The sequence below is a fragment of the Chryseobacterium sp. MIQD13 genome, assembly GCF_050496705.1.
Taxonomy (GTDB): domain Bacteria; phylum Bacteroidota; class Bacteroidia; order Flavobacteriales; family Weeksellaceae; genus Chryseobacterium.
On record NZ_JBNWAF010000002.1, the window covers coordinates 108,399 to 123,744 of the forward strand.

Below are 15,346 nucleotides of genomic sequence, written 5' to 3' on the forward strand. Positions count from 1 at the left end.
GGATTTCTTTTTGATTTTTACTCTGTAAACTGTTAAATCGCTGCTTCAAATTGTTAAAATTTCACTTAAAAATTAGCTAACTTGCATTCTCAATTCTAAATTCAGCAATGCACAATTCTTATACAGTAATCAATGCTTCAGCCGGGTCGGGGAAAACATACGCCCTTGTCCAGAGACTATTGATGATCTGTCTCCGCTACCCCAACCAACAGCAGTCGATACGGAATATTCTCGCCTTAACGTTTACCAACAAGGCTGCGAATGAAATGAAGGAAAGGATTTTATTATGGCTTGGAAATTTTGCGGCAGATAATTTTGCAGAAAACAGTGATCTGAAAAATATTCAGAAGGCATTTGAAGCTGAAGGTTTGAAAATTACAATCGATGAGCTTCACATCCGTTCCAAAAAATTGCTGGATTATGTCCTTCACAATTATTCAACATTAAATATCGGAACGATTGACCGCTTTAATTCAAGGCTGGTAAGAAGTTTTTCCTATGAATTGGGTTTAGCGAAAAATTTTAATCTGGAAATTGAAGCTGAACCTTTCCTGATCGAGGCGGTGGATAAAATGCTTGATCAGATCGGGGAAAATGAAAACATCTCCAATTCTTTCATGGATTATGTAGATTACAGCCTGGAAAACAATGAAAGGATCAATCTTAATAAAAACCTTTACGATTCTGCGAAAGAATTTGTAAAAGATATTCATTACGAGCATCTGAAAAGTAATAAAAGCTTTGATGATACGAATTATGAAAATATAAAAAATACGCTCAGAAGAGAAATCGTACAGAATAAGAAACAGTCTGCAGAGGTTGCAACGAAGTCTGTTGAACTGTTCCGGTCCAGAAATATTGAGATCGAAGATTTTGCACAGAGCAAAAACGGAATCGGGGGATTTTTCACTAAAGTTCAGGATTTCTATAATCAGAAAAGACCGGGTTTTCCTTTTCCGACGACTCTTGAAGAGTCTGTTGTCAACAATTACAGAAAAGGAGCTTCGTCAAAATCTAAAAATAAGGAACCTGAGATTTTTGAGATTCTTGAACAGCTTCTTGAGAACAGAATGCAGCTGATCCTTTTATATATTGAAACCCAAAAGAAAGAAAAGATTTTATCCGCCCTTCTTCCGTTGAAGGTGAATAAAGATATTCAGGATGAATTGAAAAAAATTGAGGAAGAGAATGATCTTGTCCTGCTTTCAAAGTTTAATATTTTAATTAACGAAAATCTTAAAAACGAGCCATCAGCTTTTATTTACGAAAAGGTAGGCTCACAGTTTCAGCATTATTTTTTTGATGAATTCCAGGATACTTCGGAGCTGCAGTGGCAAAATTTTGTTCCGCTGCGTGATCACAGTGTTTCCACGGAAAATACCTCATTTACGCTAGTTGGTGATCCCAAACAGAGTATTTACCGATTCCGCGGAGGAGAAAGTAAGCTGATGCTGGATATTATCAACAAGAAAGAGTTTTCTCCAAAAGAAGCTGATCTTCTTGTTTTAAAAGATAATTGGCGAAGTGCTAAAAATATTGTACAGTTCAATAATGAGCTGTACCGCTACCATTCGGCAGGCCTGGAAGATGAGCACCGGAATATTTTCGGGGAAGATGCTGAACAGAGCCCGAAATCCCAAATTGAGGGGCGTGTAAAGGTAAATCTGATCGAAAATCTTACGAATGAAGATTTTTACAATGATACTTCAGAAAAAATGAGGAAAGATATTCAGGAAAGTCTGGATAATGGATTCAGGTTTTCTGATATCACCATTTTATGCCGTGGTAATTTTGATATTTTCAGCTATTCTCAGAAGCTTGGGAATCTGAAAGTAAACTATCTTGGTGAGGAAACAAATATTAAAACGATTTCCGATAAAGGTTTAACTCTGGAACTTTCCAATACATTAAAGGCTGTTATTGAGTTTCTGCGATGGGAAATCAATCCCAAGAATAAACCGAATCTGATTATGATGATGTATTATCTGAATACACTGGGAAGAATCCGGATGACAGATTTTACACTGGAAATGAAAGAAATTCTGGATATAGAAACGCACGAAGAGATTCTTCAGTTTATTCAGAATAAATATTCCCTGCAACTGAAACAGGAAAACTTTCCAAGGTTCAACCTGTATAATTTTGTGGAATATTATCTCAATGAGTTTGCAGTAGAAAACAAGGAAACAGATTTTCTCCTGAATTTTCTTGAAATGCTTTTCAATTTTACACAGAATGCAGGTGCAAGCACAAAGGAGTTTTTAAAGTACTGGGATGAAGAGGCTTCTGCCTACACAATTCAGGCATCGGAGAATATTGATGCGGTACAGATCATGACGATCCATAAATCAAAAGGATTGGAATTCCCGATTGTATTTATCCCGATGATGAATAAAAACCGGGATGGTGAGTTTACCAACTGGTTTGACACTAATAATGATGATGCCCTAAAATCAGTCAATATAAACCAATTCAATAAAAACCTTGAAGTGTATGATGAAGAGATAGAGGTTTTTAACAAGAAAAATTCTTATAAAAACCTTATCGACAGATTATGTCTTCAGTATGTGGCGACTACACGTCCTGTAGAGCAGCTGTTTTTCTATATCCAGAAGGCAAATAAAACCTCCAATAATCTTGAGATACTGGAATTCTTCAACGACAAGAATACGGAAGAAGCTGATGAGTTTGACTTGTATGAAGTACATCCTGAAATGCTGAAAAAATATTCCCGGGATAAAACATCAATGTTTAAAACGAAGGATATTCAAAACCTGAAAAACAGTAATGAAAACAGGTCTTCGATAAAAATTGCCACACCGTCTAAAAATTATCAGGTACGGAATGAAAAGGTAAGAATCGGGCTTTTCGTCCACGAATTATTATCGAAGATCAATACGGAGAAAGATACGGCTAAAGTTCTGGAAAGTTATGTTCTGGACGGTCAGATTACTTTAGAGGAGAAAAATGAAATCCAGGAAACACTGGTTCAGATCATCAGAAAATATTCTGAATTCTTCGATGAAAAGTGGGAAGTGATCAATGAAAAGGATATTATGATCTCTGAAAGAGGCCAGAGCCATATTTTAAGGCCTGACCGTATTTTGAAAAGCGAAGAAGGCTATATTATTGTTGACTTTAAAACCGGAGAGCAAAGTGAAAAAAACGAACGCCAGATCGAAAGGTATAAGAATGTTCTGGAAAGTCTGGGAAGAAAGGTTTTAAAAACGCAGCTGATCTATTTATAATTTTAATATCTTAAAGTTTACTGATAAAAAAATTTAAAAGCAGTTTTCCACAGGTCAATGTGGATAACTTTATAAAACATTCCCCAATCACAGATGAACAAAAGGATTCAGACAAATTTCAAAGCACATATATTATCAACAATCAGTAAGGAAATCCTGTAAATGCCTGTGGATAACTTCAGAATATAATTAAAATAAAATCGCCCCGCCGTTCTCCGAACGGCGGGGCGATTTCTACAATATAATTTACCTAAGCTGTTGCAGCAGGTACGAAAACTCTCTGAGACAGTTCCTGATCAAAAAGATAAAGTGCAGATGGATTATCGCACACCATTTTGATCTTCGTAACGTATTGTGAAGCACTTGCTTCTTCTTCTACCTGCTCATTGATGAACCACTGCAGGAAAGAAGTTGTTGCAAAATCACCTTCATCGTTGGCATTTTTCACAATGTTGAAAATACTTCTGGTTACTTTTTTCTCGTGTTCCAATGCTTTTTCAAAAATATCAGTAGCATTTTCGAATTCGTGCGGAGGTTTTGCAATTTCTCCGATGATGATTTCTCCGCCTACGTCATTTAAAAAATCAAACATTTTATCTGCATGCATCAATTCTTCTTTGCTCTGAACTCTGAAGTAATTCGCAATTCCGTCAAGATCTTTTCCTGAAAACCAGGCAGACATTGAAAGATAATATTGTGCTGCATATTGTTCGTGAGCTATCTGTTCGTTAATTAACGTTGCAATTTTTTCGCTGATCATAAGTATAAATTTATAGTCAAAAATACGCAATAAAAGCCCGAAATCAAAAGTTTTAAGGAAAATTAATACAAAAAGGATGGGCTATTCCCCATCCTTCACACATTAAAAAATCAAAATTATGAATTGTTATTTTGCTTCCTGAGCAGCAGTATTCATAGGCTTTCTCATCATTTTTCTGTCCTTCATTGCTACTTTTCTCTGCTCCATTTTAGCTTTTCTGTCAGCCTGCCATTTGGTATATTGATCAGGAGTCAGGATTTTTTGCATATCAGCATCCATCTGAGCTCTTTTAGCTTTCATATCCTCCATTTTCGCCTGTCTGGCTTCTTTGTTCTTATCGAAGTCAGCTTTCATTTCAGCTTTTCTTTTTTCATGCAGGCTTTTTATCTGAGCTACCTGAGATTGGTTCAGATTAAGATCTTTCTGCATCTGATCCATATGTTCCTGTTCCCTCTGCTGCATTTTTTGCTGCATCTCTGCTCTTCTCGCCTGCTTGTCCTGTGGAGTTATTGTTTGTTGTGCCATTGCAAAACCTCCTATTCCGATAAATGCTATTGCTAAAACTAATTTTTTCATCTTAAAAAATATTTAATTAATTGTTATACATCTTTTTGATTATTAGTTAAAAGATAAGTTAAACCAGAATATTCATAAAAAATGTTAAATTTTAATATTAAAATAATAAAATACAAAATAAAAAAAGGACAGATCCTAAAATCTGCCCTTCACACCACTTAAATATAATATATGAAAATTATTATCTATTGCTTGCTAACCTGCTTCTGAAGCCACCACCGCCTCGGTTTTCACTGCCCCGGTTGTTCTGTGGCCTTGAAGATGAGTTTTCAGGTCTGAAACCTCCACCGTTTCCTCTAAATCCTCTTCCATTATTTTCTCTTTGCGGAGCTCTTTCCCTGTTTACTTCATTATTCCCTCTGAATACCCTGTTATTATTTTCTCTCTGTGGAGCTCTCTCTCTATTCACTTCACTGTTTCCTCTGAAACCTCCATTATTTCCAAGTCCTCCTCTAATTCCGTTATTTTCAGAATTTCCTCTGAATCCTCCGTCATTTCTCATTCCATTGTTCTCGTTAGCCTGCCCGCGGAAGCCTGAATTGCCTCCATCTTTTACACCTCCTCTGAATCCGCTATTAGACCTGTTGCCTGTTCTGATTACATTGAAAGTAGGATTATCCATTCTTCTGAATCTTGATCTGTCTACCCTGTACACATTGATATTTACATTTCTGTATCTTGGCATTACTGCGTATCTTGGTGCATAATAAGTTCTTCTGTAATTCTGGAAGTAAACAACCGGACTCATTCCTCGGTAATAATTATTTTGGAAAACAACAAATACTCTTGGACCTAAAATCCTTTCCAATGCATAGAATCTGTCATAATACCATCTGTCCGGATTGTATCTGTAAAAATTATTCCATGTAGAAAAACTGACATACAGGTTATTAAGTCTTAAGACCTGATCAATCTGCCATTGGTTTAATCTGTTATTTCTAAAGAATACATTCCAGTTAATATTTACAATACTGTTTCTGTAATCATTATAATATCCTTGATAATAATCGCCTGGATAATAATCCTGAGGGTAGTTATAATAATAATCGTCCGGGAAATAATTTCTGTCATCTTCATCATTATAATAACCGTCTCCATTCCCATTTCCATTCTGATAATATCCGTCATCTCCCCATCCGTTGTTTGGATATTGCTGGGCGGAAGACAAAGCTGCCAGTCCCAAGGCCAATCCCAAAAATATTTTCTTCATCTCTATAGTCGTTAATTGGTTAGTGTATAGCAGAATATCTCTATTCTATCTTTTGGATATAAATACAAAAAAGAAGTTAAATCCTAAGATCAAACTTCTTTTAATTTATATTTAACTAATTGATAATCAAATGTTAAATTTACATTCTTCCGCTATCTTTTATCCAATAGGCTATCTTTTCATTGAAGGATTTTTTGTCTTTTAAATCCTCAAGTTTCAAATGCATTCTGTAACGCCAGTAGTGAGGAAAAACCGCAGGATTATTAATTCTTTCATTATCCATGTTCGGATTGGTCAGTTCAGGGTCAGTAGCCAGAAATTCCTGAATTGGAAATACAGCTAACATTGCTTCAGTATAAAGGTGCTGCTTCATAATAATCTCAGCGAGATTGGAATCCATTTCGTCCGGTGCTTTTCCATACTGGATCAGCTGTTGATTGAAATATTTCTGCGTCAGTGCACAATCTTCCTTCCACCATTGTCTCAGCGTTGAGCTGTCGTGTGAAGAAGCTGTTACCACATTCATATAATCCGCATTTTTAGGATTATAGAACGGAATATTTTCTGATGGCATTCGCTGTACCTTTAAGGCAATAATAGCCAGCTCATCCATTACAACCGGCACACAGGCAGGAACCATTCCAAGGTCTTCACCACAGATGAGCATTTTCGTTGCATTAAGGATAACCGGAAGTTTTTCCATTGCCTTTTCATACCATAGATGATCCTGTCTTTTGAAGAAATAATCATGATACAGCTCATAAATTGCCTTCCTTTCCCATTCTGAAAGATATTTATAGGAATCGGTATTGTATACATTAAATCTTGGGTGATAAACAGTTTCACCGTTTCTTTCTTCAGGCAGGAACAATACATTGGCACATAAAGAAATAAGCTTTCCTTCTATAGAACCTCCCGGATTCTTTTTGAAAAATTCCGCCAGCTTTCTCTGGGTATCGAATTCTTCTTTGAATGAATAGGTTCCGTTGTTATTGTTATTAATAAATTCAAAGGCTTTATTACTGTCCTCTCCTAAATATTCCCACAAAATTCTGTCGTTGATGAAAGGCTTACAATACCTATTGAAATCAAAAGGAATATGTCTTGCTTTAAATTCATCCAGAATAACAGGAACTGCAGGATAAAAATAACCTAAAATCCCTTGTGTAGCGGAAATCGGCATTCTCCAGATCCTGAAAAACCCTAAAATGTGGTCGATTCTCATGGCATCGAAATACTGTTCGAGTGCTTTGAACCTGTTTTTCCACCAGCGGTAATCGTCTTCCTTCATGGCTTCCCAATTGTATGTCGGGAATTCCCAGTTCTGACCCAGCTCTGTAAACTGATCCGGCGGTGCTCCGGCCTGGAAATCCATTCCAAAAAGTTCAGGTTCCGTCCATGCTTCCACTGAATACCTGTAAATACCGATCGGAAGGTCTCCTTTTAAAGAAACACCCAAACTGTGGGTATAATCTACAGCATCCTTTAATTGTAAATGCAGCTGGTATTGTACCCATGCATGAAGCATTGATGCATCATAATCTTTACTTTTGGTTGTGAAAAACTGTGAGATTTTTCCTGCAATATATTTCTTATGGGTTTTCCAGTCGTTGAAATTCGGAGTTTTATATTTATCTCTAAGCACGCAGAAGGCAGCATAAGGAGTCAGCCAGTAATCATTGTCTTTGATAAACTTTTTAAAGTTTCTGTCTTTATAGATTTTCTCTTTTTCTGTATTGAAAACTGCTTTTAAAAATTTCCACTTGCCCCCGATCATTTTTTCGTAATCAATCAGGTCAAGAGCATTTAAAGCTTCTTTTTCAGCCTCATATTCTGAAACTAATTCTTCCGGTAAAGCAAAATCAAGGTTTTCTAAGGAAATGTACTGCGGATGCAGTGCATATACCGAAACAGCTGCATAAGGATAAGAGTCTGTCCAGGAATAATTGGCTGTAGTATCATTAATAGGAAGAATCTGAATGATCCCCAGATTGGTTTCTTTCGTCCAGTCGGCAAGTTTTTTAAGATCAGAGAACTCTCCTACCCCAAAACCGCTTTCACTTCTTAAAGAAAATACAGGCACCGCTACACCAGCATCGTGATACATCTGGTAAGACTTGAATTTAAAATAATGACTGGAAATAATCTGTAATACATCTTTCAATGGATTGGCCAGGGCAAATCTGTTCTCACCAGTCTCAACATCAATAATTCTTCCTTCTTTTTTACTGTAAATACAGTATTTGAACTGGATAAATTCATTTTCAGGAATTTCAACGGAAGTTTCCCAGATTCCAAAATCTGTCTGTGAAAGCCGGATTGCTTTATCATAATTCCAGCTTCCTAAAGAGGCCGTACTTCCAAAAAGGGCAATTTCCCAGTCCGGATTATAAACAGGAGCTTCAAGCCTGAATAAATGGGTATGCTTTTTTAAAACTGCAGCTTTTTCAGGAACAAACTGGTTAAGTTTATTATAGAGAATTTTGTTATTTAAATAGTTTTCAGGAAAGTTCTTATTACTCCATTCATCAAAAATAATAAATTCCTTATAGTTATGCGGAAAATGGAGATTGTGCAGCACAAATTCTTCCCGAAGAATATTACCTTTTTCGTCAACAAGCTGATATTTATAGGAGATTGATTTTGAGAAATAATCTACTTCACATTTCCAAATACCGTTTTCTGCATTAAACATGGTATAAGTCTGGATAACAGCACCTTCGTCATCTACAGTCATAAGCAGCAGATTCTGGCCGGCCTTTGCATTATATCCTACACTAAAGTATAGCTTCATCTATATTTTTTTTATAAAAATACATTTTAATATCGAAAAACAAAATTTATTGAAGATCAAATAATCATTAAAAAACCTTTCCAAAATAACTTGAAAAGGTTTTATATTTTATTAGAGTTAATATAGTCTGCCCGTTATTTGGTAACAAGAATTTTTTTATTCAATATAACTTTACCGGATTCATTTGTGATACTTACAAGATAAGCCCCGTTTATCAAATTTCTGAGATCAACCTGCTGATTGAGTGAACCATCTTTTACAGTCAGGTTTTGTTCGTTTACACTTTTTCCGGAAATATCAAAAACACTAAGCTTCAGGCTTCCTTTTACAGTTTTATCATTTACATTAATGTTGATAAAATGTTCATCTACTCTGGTTGGATAAATATCAATATTAGCTAATGTGTTTGCTGAGGAGGTTCTGTCATTTGCAAAATATTTGCTTGCAAGATCATAAATATGAGGTTTTTCTCCTCCCGGAAGACCTTTTGCCTGAAGAGTCAGCAAATCCACTTCATATAAATTGTCTCCTTTGGCACTTGCAATGACTACTTTTCCTTTAGCATTGACAGCAGAACCGTTCACCGAATAATTATCAGGAATCCCGGAGATCTTACCTACAAATTTCGCCTTCAATTCTTTGATAGCTACCTTAAAAACATTTCCTGAAGCTGAAAAAACATAGAAATTATTTTCAGCATCTGCTATCATGTCTCCACCAAAACCGGTTTCCATCGCTGTAAACGAGTTTTTACCATTGGAAGCATCATCTTTGATCATCCCAAGATCATTAACTGTATATTGAGTACCTTTTTTACTGATTTGCAGCAGTTGTGTTCCAGCATTGTTTAAGGCATAAATATTTCCGTCATACCCTGTAGTCATTCTCGTTATGTGGGAATTGATGTCACATGAAGTTACTCTTGCCACAGTATTTTCTATCAATGTGATTTCTTTAGTCTTTGCATTTAAAATATAAATGTTGGACGAAAACATCGGCATATACACCAGGTTATTGTTTGATGGATCAAAAGCCAGAGCTGCCATAGTCACCGCCTGGGAATTATTATAAGAATTTTTATCTTCAGAAACAACTCCTTTTCTTTCCTGGGAAAATACTGTTGGTGCAGTATCAGCAGAAAAAATACGTTCTGCAGATGTGCCGTTTGCCGCATCCATGACACGGAAATCACTAAAAATTATGCTGGAAGTATCTTTTCCGGCAATAGCAAAAAAATCCTGCTGTGCATTTGCATTTGCACTTAGCACAAGCAGGAAAAGAGGGAATAAAAGTTTTCTCATACAATGTAGAATTTAGATTCGTGATTATTTTAGTATAACTAAGTTACACAATTTACAAATCGGATCACAAAAAAATAGTACTACATGCATAATATTTACAATCATTTAATATAAACATTGAAATTATGATAATTCTAATTTTATTTTTTCTAATCTTAAAGGGGAAAAATCTGGATTGTTCTTTACTCTAAACTTTTTTAAACGCAAAGTTTTATAATCAAACTGCATATTTTAGGGGAGCAAAGATTGTCAGCGAAGCTGACATAAGAAGGGTTGGTAATTCAAAAAAGTTTTATGAAAACAGATATAGGCAAAAAACTGCTCGATCTGCTAAATCTGCGAGAGCTAATAAATTGCAAAAATAAATTTCAAATATCTCAATAAAAAACTCCCGCAGATCGCACAGATTACAACAGATTTGCCTGCAGAATCCGCGTGATCGGCGGGAGCTGTATTATTTATTTTAGAATTTTAATTCAGAACGTAGGTTGTTCCGTCTCTTCCGTCTTTTAATTCGATACCTTCAGCAAGAAGTTTATCTCTGATCTGATCCGAAAGATCAAAGTTTTTGGATTTTCTTGCCTGATTTCTCAGTTCTATTAAAACTTTTAAGGTCTGGTCAAGCTTTTCATTATTATTCTCTTCTATATTCTGAAGTCCTAAAACATCAAAAATAAAGGCGTGCAATGTTGATTTTAAATCCTCGAGATCTTCTGAAGAAATTGTTTCTTTACCATCATTTAAAGCGAAAATATACTTCACAGCTTCAAATAGATGGGCTATCAGGATCGGGGAATTGAAATCATCATTTAGGGCATCATAACATTTATTTTTCCATTCCTGAAGATTGAATTCAGACTGTTTTCCATTATCCGGTGTAATAGAGTTTAATACTTTCATAGCCTCCATCAATCTGATAAATCCTTTTTCACTCGCAATCATCGCATCATTGGAAATATCCAGTACACTTCTGTAATGCGCCTGCAGGAAACAGAAACGTACAATGGAAGGATGGAAAGGTTTTTCAAAGAAATCGTTTTCTCCGGTAACCAGCTGCATCGGAAGGATATAATTCCCTGTAGACTTACTCATACGCTGAGAATTCATTGTCAGCATATTGGCATGCATCCAGTAATTAACAGGCGCTATATCATTGCATGCTTTTCCCTGTGCAATTTCACATTCGTGGTGTGGGAATTTCAAATCCATTCCACCTCCGTGGATATCAAATTTTTCACCTAAATATTTCGTGCTCATGGCAGTACATTCAAGGTGCCATCCCGGGAAACCTTCGCCCCAGGGAGAATTCCATCTCATAATGTGTGCAGGAGAAGCTTTCTTCCATAGAGCAAAATCCTGAGGGTTTTTCTTTTCTCCCTGCCCGTCAAGATCACGGGTATTGGCAAAAAGCTCTTCGATATTACGTTTTGAAAGTTCACCGTAGTTCAGACCTCTTTTGTTGTATTCAAGAACATCAAAATATACGGAACCGTTACTTTCGTAAGCAAAACCTCTTTCGATCAGTTTTTGTGTAAGCTCAATCTGCTCCACAATATGACCTGTTGCAGTAGGCTCAATATTAGGAGGAAGAAGATTGAACATTTCCAGAACTTTATGAAAATCAACAGTGTATTTCTGTACAATTTCCATAGGTTCAAGCTTTTCAAGACGGGTCTGTTTTACGAATCTGTCGTTATCTACATTCCCATCGTCTGTAAGGTGACCTGCATCGGTGATGTTTCTTACATATCTTACTTTATACCCTAAATGCATCAGGGTACGGTATATAAAATCGAAGGAAAGGAATGTTCTCACGTTCCCCAAATGCACATTACTGTACACTGTAGGTCCGCAGACATACATTCCAACGTTGCCTTCTAAAATTGGTTTAAATATTTCTTTCTCTCCTGTAAGGGAGTTATATAATTTTAATTGCATTTTTTTAAATTAAAAGATTCAATGATTAAGGGATTTAAAAATTAGTTAAAATAATTCTAACCGCAACAAATAATTGTTGTGAGAAAAATTTTATTCGAAACTTTTTTAAATATAACCATTATTAAATTGCTTTTAAATGATACTGAAGATGATCAATATAATCCTGAATAATATATTCCAGTGTGAAGGTCTGAGGAACTGTTTTTGTAGTATCACATGTTCTTTTCAAAGCTTCATCAGGAATGTTTTCCACCGTATGAACAATCTGAAAATTCAAAGATTTCCAAAGGGTAATCACTTCTGAAACCGGGACATTCTGATAATTCTGTGCTTTTACCCAGAAATCCTGATCGTAAACAATATTATCATTCTCTTTATACTGCGTAACTACAAATCTTCTGATATTGGTGAGTGCACTGTCGCAAAGATGACCTAAAATTTCTTTTTTAGACCATTTTTCCGGTGAAATTTTATACGCCCATTCTTCTTCAGAAATGGCTTCAAATCTCTGAAGCTCAGCATCAACAATATTTTTTAGAATCTGATAGTTCATTTATTAATAATCTAATTTCGCATGGCTTCCCACATAATGCAGGAATTCCTGTCTGGTGATCGGGTTGGTTCTGAAAATACCGCTAAGTTCCGCTGTAATGGTAGAACTTGCCGTATCTTTTATTCCTCTGCAATTCACACATAAATGTTTTGCATCAATGATACACGCAACGTCTTTTGTTCCCAATGCTTCTTTCAGGGCATCAACGATCTGCATTGTCAGTCTTTCCTGAACCTGCGGTCTTTTTGCATAATAATCCACAATCCTGTTGATCTTGGAAAGGCCAATCACCTCACCATTTGAAATATAGGCAACATGCGCTCTTCCGATTATCGGCAGAAAGTGGTGCTCGCAGAAAGAATATACAGTAATATCCTTTTCCACCAACATCTGGCGGTATTTATATTTATTGGAAAAAGTGGAAATTCCCGGCTTGTTTTCAGGAAGAAGTCCTCCAAAAATTTCATTCACATACATTTTGGCAACACGTCTCGGCGAGTCTTTTAAAGAATCATCTGTCATGTCCATCCCCAGCGTTTCCATAATTTCACCGAAAAGTTCGGTAATTTTTTCTATTTTTTCCTCTGGCGATTTATCAAATGCATCTTTCCTGATAGGCGTATGCTCTTTTCCTGTGAAAATATCATCATCGTTATCGGTAAAATCAACCATTTTTATTTAATTTGCAACAAAAATACGGATAAAATCTGTTCATCAATTTCATTTTGAACGAAAAACATTATCCTTTCTCAACTTAGCCTATGATTATTGTCGAAGAAGTACAGAACGAAAACCAGAAAAAGGAATTTTTAGAATTTCCTGCCCGACTTTACAGGCACGACAAAAATTATATAAGACCTTTAGATAAAACAATCACTGAAATATTTGATCCTGAAAAAAATAAGTTTTTCAAAAGCGGTGAATGTACCCGGTTTTTGTTTAAAAACAAGCAGAATGAAACGGTAGGAAAAATTGCAGTCTTTATCCATAATGATTATGAACAGAAACAGCCTACAGGAGGAACCGGTTTTTTTGACTGTATTCATGATCAGGAAACTGCTGATTTTATCTTTAACCATTGTAAAACATGGCTTCAGAAAAGAGGTATGGAAGCAATGGACGGCCCAATCAATTTCGGGGAACGGGATAAATTCTGGGGTCTCCTGACGGAAGGTTTTGCGGAACCTCTTTATGGAATGAATTATAATTTTCCATATTATCAGGAGCTGTTTGAAAATTATGGCTTCAAAATGTATTTTGAACAGCTATGTTTTTCCAGACCTATTTTTGCAGACGTTTCAAGGGTTTTCACATTAATGCATCAGAAGCATAGCCGGAATCCTGCAATTTCTGCAAGACCTATGAAAAGAAATGAACTGCCAAAGTTTGCAAAAGATTTTACAGATATCTATAATCAGGCATGGGCAGCTCATGGTGAAGGTAAGCAGCTGGAAGAGGCAAAAGTTCTTAAGATGTTCAAAACTATGAAACCCATCATTAATGAACATATTTCCTGGTTCGTCTATGAAAGTGAAAAACCTATTGCCATGTGGATGAATCTTCCGGATGTGAATCAGTGGTTTAAATACCTCAACGGTAAATTCGGAATTGTAGAAAAGCTTAAATTTTTGTGGATAAAACAGTTCATAAAAAATGAAAAAATGGTAGGACTGGTGTTTGGTGTTGTCCCGGAATGGCAAAAGAAAGGGATTGACGGCTATATGATCTGGGAAGGAACACAGCATTTGAGAAAGCATACTGATTTTAAAACGACTGAACTGCAATGGATCGGAGATTTTAATCCTAAAATGATCAAAATAGCAGAAAGCCTGGATACTACTGTAACCAGAAAGCTGGCTACATACCGGTATTTATTTGACCGCAATAAGGAATTTGAAAGACATCCCATTCTTTAAATAAAAAACCCTGCTGTTTCACAGCAGGATTCCTTTCATTGATACTCTATTAGAATAGCTCTCCAGCTACTTTTTTAATATTATCACTTTTCCCCATGGAATAAAAATGCAGTACAGGAACTCCGAAATTCAGAAGTTCTCTGCACTGGGCAATGGCCCATTCTACCCCGATCTGCTTTACAGCTTCATTATTTTTAGCATTTTCCACTTCGTTGATCAGTTCTTCGGGGAGATCTATTTTGAATACCTGCGGCAGAATTTTCAGGTGCTTTTTTGTTGCAATAGGTTTAATTCCCGGAATAATAGGAACTGTAATCCCCATCTCTCTTGCTTTAGTTACAAATTCAATAAATCTTTTATTGTCAAAAAACATTTGCGTAACGATATAGTCTGCTCCAGCATCTACTTTTTCTTTCAGCCATTTCAGATCATAATTCATGGAAGGTGCTTCCATATGCTTTTCCGGATAACCTGCCACTCCTATACAAAATTTGTTGAGCTCGTCACAAGCTTCTTCGTCATTGTGAAGGTATTTCCCTCTTCCTAAATCATTAATCTGGTGAACAAGATCCATTGCACTGGCGTGACCTCCGGGCGTAGGCTCAAAATACTGATGTCCTTTCATAGCATCCCCTCTCAAAGCCATAATATTATCAATTCCGAGATACATACAGTCTACAAGAAGATATTCAGTTTCTTCCTTGGTAAAACCTCCGCAAAGCAGGTGCGGAACAGTGTCTACATTATATTTATGCTGAATTGCGGCACAGATTCCGAGAGTACCGGGGCGCATTCTGGTGATACGGCGTTCCATGAGGCCATTCCCTTTATCTATGTAAATATATTCTTCTCTGGAAGTTGTAACATCTATAAAAGGGGGCTTAAACTCCATAAGCGGATCTATATTGGTATACAGATCTTCAATCCCGATTCCCTTTTGAGGCGGAACTACTTCTAAGGAGAATAAGGTTTTGCCATTTGCGTTTTTAATATGTTCAGTGATCTTCATTTTATAGTTTAGTTTATTATTTTAGCTTAATAGTACTTGAC

Annotated in this window: 11 protein-coding genes; 2 read left to right on the forward strand and 9 right to left on the reverse strand. The window is 36.1% G+C overall.

What is annotated here, in order from left to right; all coding sequences use genetic code 11:
* The first annotated feature begins 92 nt into the window (after positions 1-92).
* Complete coding sequence (locus ACQWU4_RS07605) at positions 93-3,248, forward strand: UvrD-helicase domain-containing protein (RefSeq protein ID WP_429936039.1); 3,156 nt, start codon at positions 93-95, stop codon at positions 3,246-3,248.
* 250 nt (positions 3,249-3,498) lie between these two features.
* On the opposite strand, the gene ACQWU4_RS07610 is transcribed toward ACQWU4_RS07605, so the two are convergent.
* The 8 genes from ACQWU4_RS07610 to folE form a co-directional block, all read right to left on the reverse strand.
* Positions 3,499-4,008: a ferritin gene (locus ACQWU4_RS07610; protein ID WP_429935184.1), complete on the reverse strand. Its 510-nt coding sequence runs from the start codon at positions 4,006-4,008 to the stop codon at positions 3,499-3,501.
* 126 nt (positions 4,009-4,134) lie between these two features.
* Entirely contained in the window at positions 4,135-4,584 is a 450-nt protein-coding gene (locus ACQWU4_RS07615) for a hypothetical protein (protein ID WP_429935185.1), read from the reverse strand.
* Positions 4,585-4,765: 181 nt separating this feature from the next.
* A complete protein-coding gene (locus tag ACQWU4_RS07620; protein WP_429935186.1) occupies positions 4,766-5,794 on the reverse strand; it encodes a hypothetical protein in 1,029 nt (342 codons plus the stop codon).
* A gap of 139 nt (positions 5,795-5,933) precedes the next feature.
* On the reverse strand, positions 5,934-8,588 hold the full coding sequence (locus tag ACQWU4_RS07625; protein ID WP_429935187.1) for a 4-alpha-glucanotransferase: 2,655 nt from the start codon (positions 8,586-8,588) through the stop codon (positions 5,934-5,936).
* A 134-nt stretch (positions 8,589-8,722) separates the two neighbouring features.
* Positions 8,723-9,889, reverse strand: coding sequence for a T9SS type A sorting domain-containing protein (locus ACQWU4_RS07630; RefSeq protein WP_429935188.1), 1,167 nt, complete (start codon positions 9,887-9,889; stop codon positions 8,723-8,725).
* Between the two features lie 471 nt (positions 9,890-10,360).
* Positions 10,361-11,827, reverse strand: a complete 1,467-nt coding sequence (cysS, locus tag ACQWU4_RS07635; RefSeq protein WP_429935189.1) for a cysteine--tRNA ligase — start codon at positions 11,825-11,827, stop codon at positions 10,361-10,363.
* Between the two features lie 121 nt (positions 11,828-11,948).
* The gene (locus ACQWU4_RS07640) at positions 11,949-12,380 is read right to left on the reverse strand and encodes a DinB family protein (RefSeq protein ID WP_429935190.1); all 432 of its coding nucleotides are present in this window, start codon (positions 12,378-12,380) and stop codon (positions 11,949-11,951) included.
* 3 nt (positions 12,381-12,383) lie between these two features.
* Entirely contained in the window at positions 12,384-13,052 is a 669-nt protein-coding gene (gene folE, locus ACQWU4_RS07645; RefSeq protein WP_040993609.1) for a GTP cyclohydrolase I FolE, read from the reverse strand.
* A gap of 89 nt (positions 13,053-13,141) precedes the next feature.
* Here folE and ACQWU4_RS07650 point away from each other — a divergent pair, with 89 nt between their 5' ends.
* Positions 13,142-14,296, forward strand: coding sequence for a hypothetical protein (locus ACQWU4_RS07650; RefSeq protein WP_429935191.1), 1,155 nt, complete (start codon positions 13,142-13,144; stop codon positions 14,294-14,296).
* A gap of 49 nt (positions 14,297-14,345) precedes the next feature.
* On the opposite strand, the gene metF is transcribed toward ACQWU4_RS07650, so the two are convergent.
* The gene (gene metF, locus ACQWU4_RS07655; protein WP_429935192.1) at positions 14,346-15,305 is read right to left on the reverse strand and encodes a methylenetetrahydrofolate reductase [NAD(P)H]; all 960 of its coding nucleotides are present in this window, start codon (positions 15,303-15,305) and stop codon (positions 14,346-14,348) included.
* Between the last annotated feature and the right edge of the window lie 41 nt (positions 15,306-15,346).

Coding starts and splice junctions, on each gene's coding strand:
- ACQWU4_RS07610 (WP_429935184.1), bottom strand. CDS start 4,008: ATGATCAGCGAAAAAATTGCAACGTTAATTAACGAACAGATAGCTCAC.
- ACQWU4_RS07615 (WP_429935185.1), bottom strand. CDS start 4,584: ATGAAAAAATTAGTTTTAGCAATAGCATTTATCGGAATAGGAGGTTTT.
- ACQWU4_RS07630 (WP_429935188.1), bottom strand. CDS start 9,889: ATGAGAAAACTTTTATTCCCTCTTTTCCTGCTTGTGCTAAGTGCAAAT.
- ACQWU4_RS07620 (WP_429935186.1), bottom strand. CDS start 5,794: ATGAAGAAAATATTTTTGGGATTGGCCTTGGGACTGGCAGCTTTGTCT.
- ACQWU4_RS07640 (WP_429935190.1), bottom strand. CDS start 12,380: ATGAACTATCAGATTCTAAAAAATATTGTTGATGCTGAGCTTCAGAGA.
- folE (WP_040993609.1), bottom strand. CDS start 13,052: ATGGTTGATTTTACCGATAACGATGATGATATTTTCACAGGAAAAGAG.
- ACQWU4_RS07625 (WP_429935187.1), bottom strand. CDS start 8,588: ATGAAGCTATACTTTAGTGTAGGATATAATGCAAAGGCCGGCCAGAAT.
- metF (WP_429935192.1), bottom strand. CDS start 15,305: ATGAAGATCACTGAACATATTAAAAACGCAAATGGCAAAACCTTATTC.
- ACQWU4_RS07650 (WP_429935191.1), top strand. CDS start 13,142: ATGATTATTGTCGAAGAAGTACAGAACGAAAACCAGAAAAAGGAATTT.
- cysS (WP_429935189.1), bottom strand. CDS start 11,827: ATGCAATTAAAATTATATAACTCCCTTACAGGAGAGAAAGAAATATTT.